Origin of the sequence: Mesorhizobium sp. M7A.F.Ca.CA.001.08.2.1 (genome assembly GCF_003998455.1) — a bacterium.
GTDB classification, from domain to species: domain Bacteria; phylum Pseudomonadota; class Alphaproteobacteria; order Rhizobiales; family Rhizobiaceae; genus Mesorhizobium; species Mesorhizobium ciceri.
This window is the reverse complement of the sequence record NZ_RZPW01000120.1, coordinates 1-10,971: the sequence shown is the minus strand read 5'-3', so window position 1 is coordinate 10,971 and position 10,971 is coordinate 1. Positions and strand designations below refer to the sequence as shown.

Genomic DNA, 10,971 nt, shown 5'->3' with positions numbered 1-10,971 from the left:
CGGCCGGGACTCTACCTTTCGAGCCGCGTCGACGATAACGGCAAGCCGCTTGGCGTTGCGGTGTTGAAGGTCGAGCTCGACGGCGTCGAGGCAAATTGGCGTTCCAGCGGTTTCCTTGTCTTTGTCACCGATGAACGAGGCGTCGTGCTGGCCACCAGCCAGCCCGACTGGCGGTTTCGTGCGCTGGCACCACTGTCGGCCGAGGACGTGGCCGCCGCCCATGAGCAACTGCAATTGGCCGATGCTGCCTTCGAGCCGCTGCCGTTCAGACGCGGCGCCGGCGATGGCCTGGCGACGATCGACAACGCCGGAAAACCACGCCAGTTCGTCGAGGTGGTGCAGGATTTGCCCGGTGCAGTCCCAGGCTGGCGTCTGTGGCTGCTGACGCCCGCCGACGCTGCTCTCTCCTCGGCCGCCAATACGGCGCGCCTGACCACGCTCCTGGGCTTGCTGCTTCTAGGCTTGATTGCCTACGTGCTGACCCGGCGCCGGCGAACGCGCAGGCTGCGGCAGGAAGCGCTGGCGCGCATGAATGCCGAGCTCGAAAGCCGGGTCAGCACCCGAACGGCCGAGCTGACGCGCTCCAACACCGCACTTGCCGGCGAAATCGCCGAGCGCGAGAATGCCGAAGCCAAGGTCCGCCGACTGCGCGACGATCTCGCCCAGGCCAACCGGCTTTCCATCCTCGGCCAGATCGCCGCCGGCGTGGCGCATGAGATCAACCAGCCGGTCGCCGCCATCCGCACCTATGCCGAGAATGCAGGTCGTTTTCTGGACAGCGGCAAGACCGGATCGGCCAGCGGCAATCTGACATCGATCGTTTCGATGACCGAACGCATCGGCGCGATCACCGGCACCTTGCGCACTTTCGCCCGCCGGCCGGGCGTCGCCGCTTCGCCGCTGCCGGTGCGCGAGGCGATCGACGGCGCGCTGTCGCTGCTGTCAGGCCGCATACGCGATTCCGGCGTCACCATCGTCAGGCCGCGTGGCAATGCCTCGCCGGTGGTCATGGCGAGCCGCATCCGGCTGGAGCAGATCCTGGTCAATCTGTTGCAAAATGCATTGGACGCGATGAAGGACCAGCCCGATCCCCGCATCGAGATCGAACTTGCCGAGCGCGACGACAGGGTGCTGATTTCGGTGCGCGACAATGGCCCCGGCCTTGGTCCGGAGGCGGCTGGCAATCTGTTCATGCCGTTCCAGACCACCAAGGAGAAGGGGCTTGGCCTGGGGCTGGTGATCTCGCAGGAGATCGTCCAGGAATTGGGCGGCACGCTGCGGCTCGATCCCGGCAATGGCAGCGGCGCATCCTTCACCATCGATTTGAGGCGAATTGAATGACAGACGGATCAGGGCTGGTCGCGCTCGTCGACGACGATGCGGACCTCCTTCACGCCACCACGCAATTGCTCGAGCTTGCCGGCTTCACGGTGGTCGCACTCGACGCCGCCGAGGCAGCACTTGCCGTCGTCGACAGGAATTTTGAGGGCGTCGTCGTCAGCGATATCCGCATGCCGGGCATGAATGGTCTGCAGCTGTTCGATCGCATCAAGGCGATCGATCCGGATATACCGGTGATCCTGGTCACCGGGCATGGCGACGTCGATCTCGCGGTGGCGGCGCTCAAGGACGGCGTCTACGATTTCATCCCGAAACCCTATGCCGGCGATCGCCTTCTCGAGGCGCTGAAACGGGCGAGTGAGAAGCGGCGGCTGGTGATGGAGAACCGGCGGCTGCGCGAAGCCGCGGCACTGGCCGCCGACGGCCTGCCGCTGATCGGCGAGGCACCTTCCATCAAACGGCTGCGCGAGACCTTGCGCCAGATCGCCGACATGGATGTCGACGTGCTGGTCGAGGGAGAGACCGGAACCGGCAAGGAAGTGGTGGCGGACCTCCTGCACCGATGGGGGCGGCGGCGCGCAAAACCCTTCGTCGCGCTGAATTGCGGCGCTCTGCCGGAGACGGTCATAGAGAGCGAGTTGTTCGGCCACGAGGCGGGCGCGTTCACCGGCGCGCAGCGGCGGCGGATTGGCAGCATCGAGCATTCGAGCGGCGGCACGCTGTTTCTCGACGAGATCGAATCCATGCCGCCTGCGCTCCAGGTCAAGCTGCTGCGCGTGCTCGAAACGCGCAGCCTCACGCCGCTTGGCTCGAACGAGATACGGCGCATCGATCTCAGGGTCGTCGCAGCGACCAAGGTCGATCTCGGGCGGCCGGACCAGCGCGGCGATTTTCGCGAGGATCTGTATTTTCGCCTCAACGTGGTGACGCTGCGCATTCCGCCGCTGCGTGAACGCCGCGGCGATATCCCGATGCTGTTCGGGCATTTCCTCGGCAAGGCGGCCGAACGGTTTGGCCGGCCTGTCGCCAAGGTGAATGCAGCCGTCAGCGATCATCTCCAGTCGCATGACTGGCCGGGCAATGTGCGCGAGCTCGCCCATTTCGCCGATCGCGTCGCGCTCGGTCTCGGCCCGGACGAGGAGATGAAAACGGTTCGCGCGTATTCGCCGGAGCCTGCGGCAGCATTGCCCGAACGGGTCGGCCACTATGAGGCGCAACTGATCCGCGATGCGCTACGCGACCATGGCGGCGACGTGCGCGCCGCCATCGACGCGCTCGGCGTGCCGCGCAAGACTTTTTACGACAAGCTCAAGCGCTACGGCATTGCCGCGTCCGAATTTCGCAATGGCGGCGATGCCGATACGCAATCCATCTCGGAAAAGCGATGAACACGACACTGGAAACGACGGCAAATCCCTCGCCGCAAGACCTCACTTTTCTCAGCGAAAGGCTGACGGCGTTTAACGACGGCGATGTCGGCGCGTCCGAAAGGCATGCGCTTGCGGTGTTCGTGCGCGACGACGCCGGCGCGGTCGTCGCCGGCATTTCCGGCTACACCGCCTGGGGATGGCTTTATGTGCAATGGCTCTGGGTGGATGAGCGGCTGCGTGGCCAGCACATGGCCGGCAAGATGCTGGACGCGGCCGAACATGAAGCGGTGGCGCGCGGCTGTCAAAACGCCTGGATCGACACCTTCAATCCGAATGCCGCCAAGGTCTATCAGCGCCAGGGTTATCAGCCCTTTGGAACACTTGCCGACTTCCCCGTCGGCCGCAGCCGCATCTTCCTGCAGAAGAAACTGGCTTAACCGGCGAGTTTTCCGCCCTGCATCGGCCGCGGTGCGCCGGTCGTGCTCGGAAAACTGATCGGCAGCCCGCGCAGCACGCGAACCGCGAGGAAGGCAAAGCATTCCGCCTCCACCGCGTCGCCGCTCCAGCCCAGGCTCTCGGCCTGCACCACCTCGACGCCGGCGCGGCTGGCCAGCATCGCCATCATGGTCGGATTATGGCGACCTCCGCCGCTGACCACGAGTTTCTTCGGCCGGTGCGGCAAGAGGTCGAGCGCCTTTCCGACGGCCGCAGCGGTGAAGGCGTTGAGCAGCGCCGCGCCATCCTCGGCGCTTAGGCCGTCCGCCATCGCCGCGCCGAAGTCGAAACGGTCCAGTGATTTTGGGTAGGCTTTGCTGAGATAAGGGTGCTGCAGCAGCTTTGCCAAGCGCTCCTCGTCCACCTTGCCCGCCCCGCCAAGCGCGCCGTCGCGGTCCATTTCGCCGAGCCCTTTCGACTTGATGAAATCGTTCAGCGGTGCGTTGGCGGGGCCGGTATCGAAGGCAACGACATTGTCGGCACCGTCCCACCAGGTGATGTTGGCGACGCCGCCGAGATTGAGCACCGCCACCTCGCCGCTGGCGCCGGCGCTGCGCATCAGCGCGGTGTGGTAGGCCGCGGCCAAGGGCGCGCCTTGTCCGCCGGCGCGCATGTCGGCCGAACGGAAATCGTAAGCGACCTTGGTGCCCAATAACGCGTGCATCAGTTCACCGTCGCCGAGCTGCCTTGTCTGGCCAAGCCGTCCGACCTGCGGCGCACGATGCAGCACGGTCTGGCCGTGAAAACCGACGACGCCGATGTCGGCCATCGTCATGCCATAGCCCTCGACCAATTCCTTGACCGCCGCCGACTGCGCTCGCGTCAGGGCTTCTTCCGCGGTGCGAAAAATCGCCGGCTCCGGCCCGACAAAGTTCCACGCCCGTGCCTGCGTCAGCGTCTCTTCCAGCAGGGAGCGGATCGACGCGGGATAGGGCATCAGCCGGTAGGTGCCGAAATCCTCGATGCGTTCGCCATCGGTCTTGATCAGCGCGACGTCGATGTTACCGTCCAGCACCGTGCCGGTCATCAGGCCGACGGCCCAGATTGGTTCCATAGTCGTTTCCTCGTTGAGCATGATCTTTTCCGAAAACCGTTTCCCACTTTTCGGGACCATGCTCCAGTCCCCATCGATGAGATCGCCGATAGCTTTGCGAAGCCTGACGATTCTACCGTCAAAATATCGGTCGGATGAAGGTCCAAGCCTTGCCACTGTCGAAGCGGCGGTCTCGGTGCTGAAGGCCGAGCGGCCTTCGTAGCGCCACAGGCGATGCTGGACCGCGCAACGTTGGTTCTGCAGCCGTCTGGCTCAACAACCGCCGAGATGCCACCTCTTGCCTGTCAGCCCCGAAGGCGCGACCTTGCCTGATCTGGCGAACGCTTCCGCCGAAATCCGCAAGGAGTGAAAAATCATGGCATCCGATGTGGCCGTCATTGCAGGCGCCGGCGCTGGTCTGAGCGCCTCGCTTGCGCGCCTTCTCACCCGGGAAGGCTTTCGCGTGGTTCTGGCCGCCCGCAATGTCGAGAAGCTCAGCGCTCTGACCGACGAAACCGGTGCGCTGGCCGTCGAGACGGATGTTGCCGACGTCGCGTCCGTCGCCAGCCTGTTCGACACCGCAGACAAGGCCGGCCCGCTGGCGCTTGCAGTGTTCAACGCCAGCGCGCGCACCCGCGGACCGATCGCCGAGCTCGATGCCGAAGCGGTCAAACAGGCATTGCTGGTCGGCGCCTATGGCGGCTTCCTGGTCGGCCAGCAGGCGGCGCGCCGGCTGCTGGCGCGGGGTTCCGGATCGATCCTGTTCACCGGCGCCACCGCCAGCGTGAAGGGATTTCCCGGCTCAGCCGGCTTCGCCATGCCGAAATTCGGCCTGCGCGGCCTGGCGCAGTCCATGGCCCGCGAGCTCGCTCCGCAGAACATCCACGTCGCCCACTTCATCATCGACGGCCAGATCGAGCCGCCCGGACAGGTGGCCGATCCCGGCCGGCCGGACCGCCGTCTATCGCCGGACGCCATCGCCGAGGCCTATCTTACAACCCATCGCCAGCATCGCAGCGCCTGGAGCTCGGAGCTTGAGCTGCGGCCCTGGGCAGAGACGTTTTGACAGTGCAGCTGATCGCCTAGGGCCAACTGATCGCCTGGCGGGAAGTAACGCGGTCCTTCCGCCATTCCTTTTACATTAGGCGACACTAATATTTTGTGGCCATGAGCTGCTTATCCAATACATAAAAAAGCGCAGTGTAATATATACGTTTGTTTAACGTCGGTTGTGCATCTTGCTGGCTTTCCCGGTCTAATTGAGAACGCGTATGCCGGTTACACGTCGTACACTGCTTGCGGCCGGGAGCGGCGGGTTGCTGATCTCGCAAGCCCGGGCGGCCAACACTCCAGGACAGCAGGCGGAGAACGCCCCAAAGCCGATCGCGAGCGGCGATGTCTTGCGCATCGCAATGCCGGCCTTCGCTTCCAATCCGTTCTTCCCGGCCGACGGATCGGGGGACAATGGCATAGACATGGAACTGGCCCACGGCATCGCCGCGGCGCTTGGGGTCGAGCCGGTGTTCGACCGATCCGCCGCAACGTTCGACGATATCGTCAGACAGGTCAGTTCCGGACAGGCCGACATGGCGATTGGCAAGCTCAGCAGGACGCTTCAGCGCGGCCGGTCGATCATCTATTCCCGCCCCTACGCCATGCTGCGGCAAGGGCTGATCGCCAACCGCCTCAACCTGGCGCGTATCGCGCAAGGCAAGCCGCCAGAACAGATTGTCCGTGATTTCTCAGGTGATCTCGGCGTGATCGAGGGCTCTTCCTTCGCCACTTATGCGGCCACGACTTTCCCACATGCGCAAATCCATCGCTTGGCAAGCTGGGACCTGATCATCGATGCGATCCGAAACGGGACGATCGACATGGCCTATCGCGATGATTTCGAGATCAAGAAGCTGATGGTCGACGATCCGTCGATGACAGTCGTAGCGCGCTCCATCACGCTGACCGACAAGGTCGATACGATCGCAGTCGGCGTGCGGCCGGACAATCCGCATCTCGCGGCCTTTGTCGATCTGTATCTCGACCTCGCGCGGGGTCAGCAGATTCTCAACACGGACGAGATCATCGCCCGCTATCGCCTGGGGAGCAAAGCCTGACAATGGCCATCTCCGACGTAGCCGGACCCCTGCCTTTCGATTGGCGTCTCGCGGCAAGGCGTATCTTGCGATCGCCGGTGACGACGATTGCGATGATTGCTGCAGGAATCCTGTGCGGCCTCTACTATCCAGACTTTGCCCATGCGATCAGCCCTGTCGCACAACTCTACCTGAATTTCCTAAAGATGGTCGTCCTGCCCTATTTGGTCTCGTCGGTCATCTTCTCCATCACGGCGATGGTCCAGGACCCGAAATCGGTCCGCTACCTCGGTAAGGTGGGTATGGCCGTGCTGGTCGTGTCGTTCCTGGCCGTGCTGGTGAGCGGCACCTTGTCGCTGATCCTGCAGCCGGGCCAGATCGAGAATCCCCAGTCGCGCATCGAGCTTGGCGAGTTCATCAATTCGCAAGGCAGCGTGTCCACCGATCTCGCCTTCCCGTTCCAGCCGCCGCCCTCCAATGGGGATCCCAGCGGCGGGCATTCGATCCTGCTCGACCTGGTGCCGAACAACGTCTTCAATGCGCTGGCCTCGGGACAGACCATCCAGGTTCTGCTGTTCTGCCTGCTTTTCGGGCTCGCGATGGGGAAGATTCCCCAGCCCTCGTCCATGAGCCTGACGCAGGCGCTCAACGCGGTCTACAGGGCCTGTACGGTGCTGACCAACTGGTTCATCTGGGGGTTGCCCTTTGCAACCTTCATCCTGATCGCGGACCAGACCGCGTCGACCGGAACCAAGCCGCTCACGCTGATGGGCGGTTACCTGCTGGTGATGGGTCTTTCCTGCCTCATATTCGTTGCCGGCGCCTTTGCCATTATCGCCATCCGGTCGCGACGAAGCTACTGGACGACGATCAAGACCTGCCAGCCGCTTCTCATGGTAGCCATCACCACACGCTCTACGGTCGCCTCGCTGCCGTGGGTGATCAACCTTTTGAGCGAGCGCCTGCGGTTCAGCCTGGTGGTCGTGGAACTGCTGGTGCCGCTGCAGGCGGCTTTGCTGCGTACAGGCCCGGCGCTGCTCTACACTTCGGGTGCGCTGTTCATCGCCCAACTCTACGGCCACCCACTTGCCGTCTCGGACCTCGTGCTCGTCGGCATCATCTCGGCGCTTCTCGCCCTCACCACCGGCGGCATGGGCAGCCTGCTCATCCTGTCGCAGATGTCCATCGTCTGCGGCTACCTGAAGCTTCCCTTCGAGGCGGCGTTCGCTTTGTTCGTCGCGGTGGATGCGGCCGTGGACACGTTCATGACGCTGGCCAGCGTCTGCACCGTCGCAGCGAGCACGGCAATGATCGCTCCCAGCCACAGGGAGGCGACACAGCCTGAAACCGTCTCGGAACAGCTCGAAGCCGAGCCTGCCGGATGATCGACGACAGCATCCGTCCCCAACTCGGCATTATCGGCGGCCTCGGGCCGCTTGCATCGGCTGACTTCTACTTCAAATTGACCCGGATAACCCAGGCGTTCAGAGACAACGAACATGTGCCTGCCGTGATCCTCAGCGTACCGCAGCTGCCCGACAGGACCGAAGCCATCCTTGCCGGCCATGACGGCCCGCTGGCGCCTTTGAAAGCCGCGGTCTCGACGCTCAATGCGCTCGGCGTCGCCTGCGTCGCGATGCCGTGCAACACCGCCCATCATTGGTACGACCAACTGGCGGCGAATTCGCGCGCGGAAATCATCCATATCGGCGACGCCGTGGTGGCGGAGACGCGTCGTAGCCTGGAGCGGGGCCGGGTTGCTGTTCTCGCCACCCAGGGCACGCTGGTCTCCGGCTTCTATCAGGACAGGATGTCGGCGGCGGGATTTGAGCTCTGCCTTCCCGCGAACACCGAATTTCAGGCGTGCGTCGACAGCGCGATCAGCCTCGTCAAGGCGGGTTCGATCGTGGATGCGGCGGTTGAAACCGAGCGCGCGCTCGACATCGCGCAAGCGACCGGCGCCGATGCCGCCCTGCTCGGCTGCACCGAACTGTCGGTGGTGGCCGCCAGCCTCAACGACGTGAATGGATTGCTCGTCATCGACAGCAATGCGGCCCTGGCGCGAGCCTGCCTGACGCGATTAGGGTTCGGTACGCAGGAAGCCCGAGGGCTGCCGACCGTATCGCGACCGCCAGGACATGATTGGCCGATGCGCGGCAGCTTGGCCGTACTGGCGTAACCCGATCTAGACGCTCTCGAGGTATGTCTCGATCTCGAAATCGCTGACATTGAGCGCAAACGTGTTCAGCTCCTGGCGTTTGCAGGCCACAAAGGAGTCGCGCAGGATGGCTGGAAAAATCTCCGCCACATGCGTCCCGCTCTCGAAGGCGGCGATCGCGGATGCCCAGTCCGGCGGCAGCTTTGCCGGCGGAAGTCCCTGGCCGTCTGTGCCGATCGGATCACCCGGCGACAACTGTCTTTCGATGCCGGTCAGCGCGGCGCCCAATATGGCCGCAAGCACCAGATAGGGGTTGGCGTCGGCTCCCGATACGCGGTGCTCGATACGGCGAGCAGCGGTCGGCCCGCCCGGAATGCGGATCGCGACCATGCGATTCTCATAGCCCCAGGCGACCGCGGTTGGCGCATAGGATCTTGGGCGCAGCCTGCGGTACGAATTGAAGTGCGGCGCGAATACCAGCGTGCTCTCGGCCATTGCCGCAAGCAGGCCACCGACTGCATGGCGCATGGTCTCCGAGCCCTGGTCGGTGCCGTCGTCGAAGACGTTGCGCCCTTCACCGTCGACCAGGCTGAAATGAACGTGAAAGCCGTTGCCCGCCCGGTCGCCATAGGGCTTGGCCATGAAGCAGGCGGCAAAGCCGTGCTTGCGGGCAATGCCCTTCACCGTGCGCTTGAACAGCACCGCATCGTCAGCCGCCCGCAACGCGTCCGCGACATGGTTCAGATTGATCTCGAACTGACCGACGCCGTTTTCGGCGATGGCCGTGTCGACGGGAATGCCTTGCGTCCGGCAAGCCTCGTAGACGTCATGGATGAAGGATTCGAAATCGTCGATTTCGTCGATCGACAGCGCCGCGTCGGAATCGAGCCGGCGTCCGGTCACCGGCGAGACAGGGCCGACCGGCCGCTGCGATTGCGGATCGACGAGGTAGAATTCGAGTTCCGTTGCCGCGACCGGGGTCAGGCCCAGGGCCTTGTAACGATCGAGGATGCGGGCCAGCGCCCGTCGCGGGTCGCCGAGATAGGGCGCGCCGCTTTCGTCGGCAAGCCACAGCGGGACAAGTGCCGTCGGATGCGCCGTCCAGGCCACCGGCAGAATGCCGCGCCCGGTCCATTGGCACAGTCCATCGGCATCGCCGGTCGAGAAAACCAGGCTGTTGCCTTCGATGTCTTCGCCCCAGACATCCAGTCCGATCAGCGAAAAAGGCATGCGCAGCTTGCCTTCCAGCGCCTTTCTTGCCTGCTCGACGGGAATGCGCTTGCCGCGCATGATGCCGTTGAGGTCGCACACCGCCGCCCTCAGGCTCTGGATGTCGGTTCTGCTTTCAAGCCAGTTCAAAACGTCCGCAATTGCATCGCTCAATTTAAAACCTCTGGTTTTCGAAGGTGCCGCAGCCTGACCGGCCGCACGTCCCTGGTAAAAATAGCTGGTGAGTTTTAGGAAAACAGACGTGGCTGTCGCCAAGCGCTTTTCCTTATTTTTTCAAGTCACTAGCTGGTATGTCGGGAGGCATTTCAAAACCAATTGCGCGATCTGCGATCGCAACATAGAGGTTGGAGGGCGGAATGCCAAGCACGAGCCGGTAAACCAGCGCGCAGCCGCTATCGGCGGGATCGGCGAGCTCGCTGCGGTAAGATCTGGCGCACGCAGCGCCCGAGCCACGCTGTGCAAAACGATCATCACAAATCTTGACCTCGCATGCACTTGCACCTCTGGCCGCTGTCTGGCTTTTTGGGGTACCCATCGCAACGGACTGATTCGCGTCATGCCGCTCGATTGCAATATGCCCAAGGCAGTCTGCGGGTGGGTCGTGAAGCGCGCGCAATTGACGAAGGAGAAACAGGCATGGCCGAGTTCAAGAAGCCCGAAATCTCCGAGATGAGACCCAAGATCACCGTTATCGGCGTCGGCGGCGGCGGCGGCAATGCCGTCAACAACATGATCGCCGAGCAGCTTCAGGGTACCGAATTCATCGCCGCCAACACCGACGCGCAGGCGCTGACCATGTCCAAGGCGACGCGGCTGATCCAGCTTGGCGCTCATGTCACCGAAGGGCTGGGCGCCGGATCGCTTCCCGAGATCGGTCGCGCCGCGGCCGAGGAATCGCTCGACGAGATCATGGATCATCTGGCCGGCACGCATATGTGTTTCGTCACCGCCGGAATGGGCGGCGGCACGGGAACCGGTGCGGCTCCAATCATCGCCCAGGCGGCGCGCAAAGCCGGCATCCTGACGGTTGGCGTCGTCACGAAGCCGTTCACCTTTGAAGGCCGGCGCCGCATGCAGATGGCCGAAGAAGGCATCGAGCGGCTGCGCGAGAGCGCCGACACGGTGATCGTCATCCCGAACCAGAACCTGTTCAGGATCGCCGATGCCAAGACCACCTTCGCCGATGCGTTCGTCATTGCCGACCGGGTGCTCTATGCCGGCGTTAGCTGCATCACCGACCTCATCGTCAAGGAA

10 protein-coding genes are annotated in these 10,971 nt (G+C 63.7%); 8 read left to right on the top strand and 2 right to left on the bottom strand.

What is annotated here, in order from left to right; translation table 11 throughout:
- From EN914_RS10090 to EN914_RS10080, 3 genes are all read left to right on the top strand, one after another.
- A partial coding sequence (locus EN914_RS10090; protein WP_164778701.1) for a sensor histidine kinase occupies positions 1-1,341 on the top strand: 1,341 nt, incomplete at its 5' end.
- Positions 1,338-2,729 carry a sigma-54 dependent transcriptional regulator gene (locus EN914_RS10085; protein ID WP_024502568.1) on the top strand — a complete coding sequence of 464 codons (1,392 nt, stop codon included), beginning with the start codon at positions 1,338-1,340 and terminating at the stop codon, positions 2,727-2,729. The genes EN914_RS10090 and EN914_RS10085, both read left to right, overlap by 4 nt.
- Positions 2,726-3,148 carry an N-acetyltransferase gene (locus EN914_RS10080; RefSeq protein ID WP_024502569.1) on the top strand — a complete coding sequence of 141 codons (423 nt, stop codon included), beginning with the start codon at positions 2,726-2,728 and terminating at the stop codon, positions 3,146-3,148. Before EN914_RS10085 ends, EN914_RS10080 begins: the two co-directional genes overlap by 4 nt.
- Here the strand turns inward: EN914_RS10080 and EN914_RS10075 are convergent.
- Positions 3,145-4,260 carry an anhydro-N-acetylmuramic acid kinase gene (locus EN914_RS10075; protein WP_024502570.1) on the bottom strand — a complete coding sequence of 372 codons (1,116 nt, stop codon included), beginning with the start codon at positions 4,258-4,260 and terminating at the stop codon, positions 3,145-3,147. The genes EN914_RS10080 and EN914_RS10075 overlap by 4 nt on opposite strands.
- 355 nt (positions 4,261-4,615) lie before the next feature.
- Here EN914_RS10075 and EN914_RS10070 point away from each other — a divergent pair, with 355 nt between their 5' ends.
- From EN914_RS10070 to EN914_RS10055, 4 genes are all read left to right on the top strand, one after another.
- Positions 4,616-5,305, top strand: a complete 690-nt coding sequence (locus EN914_RS10070; protein WP_024502571.1) for an SDR family NAD(P)-dependent oxidoreductase — start codon at positions 4,616-4,618, stop codon at positions 5,303-5,305.
- Between the two features lie 205 nt (positions 5,306-5,510).
- Positions 5,511-6,350 (top strand): ABC transporter substrate-binding protein, encoded by an 840-nt coding sequence (locus EN914_RS10065; protein ID WP_024502572.1) that lies wholly within the window; start codon positions 5,511-5,513, stop codon positions 6,348-6,350.
- Positions 6,351-6,442: 92 nt separating this feature from the next.
- Positions 6,443-7,714 (top strand): dicarboxylate/amino acid:cation symporter, encoded by a 1,272-nt coding sequence (locus tag EN914_RS10060; RefSeq protein WP_245459182.1) that lies wholly within the window; start codon positions 6,443-6,445, stop codon positions 7,712-7,714.
- Positions 7,711-8,508, top strand: coding sequence for an aspartate/glutamate racemase family protein (locus EN914_RS10055; RefSeq protein ID WP_024502574.1), 798 nt, complete (start codon positions 7,711-7,713; stop codon positions 8,506-8,508). The genes EN914_RS10060 and EN914_RS10055 overlap by 4 nt, the downstream gene beginning before the upstream one ends.
- A 6-nt stretch (positions 8,509-8,514) precedes the next feature.
- On the opposite strand, the gene EN914_RS10050 is transcribed toward EN914_RS10055, so the two are convergent.
- The gene (locus EN914_RS10050) at positions 8,515-9,870 is read right to left on the bottom strand and encodes a glutamine synthetase family protein (protein WP_013532930.1); all 1,356 of its coding nucleotides are present in this window, start codon (positions 9,868-9,870) and stop codon (positions 8,515-8,517) included.
- Positions 9,871-10,353: 483 nt separating this feature from the next.
- Between EN914_RS10050 and EN914_RS10045 the strand changes: the two genes are divergently transcribed.
- The coding region (locus EN914_RS10045; protein WP_407067776.1) for a cell division protein FtsZ at positions 10,354-10,971 on the top strand (618 nt) is incomplete at its 3' end.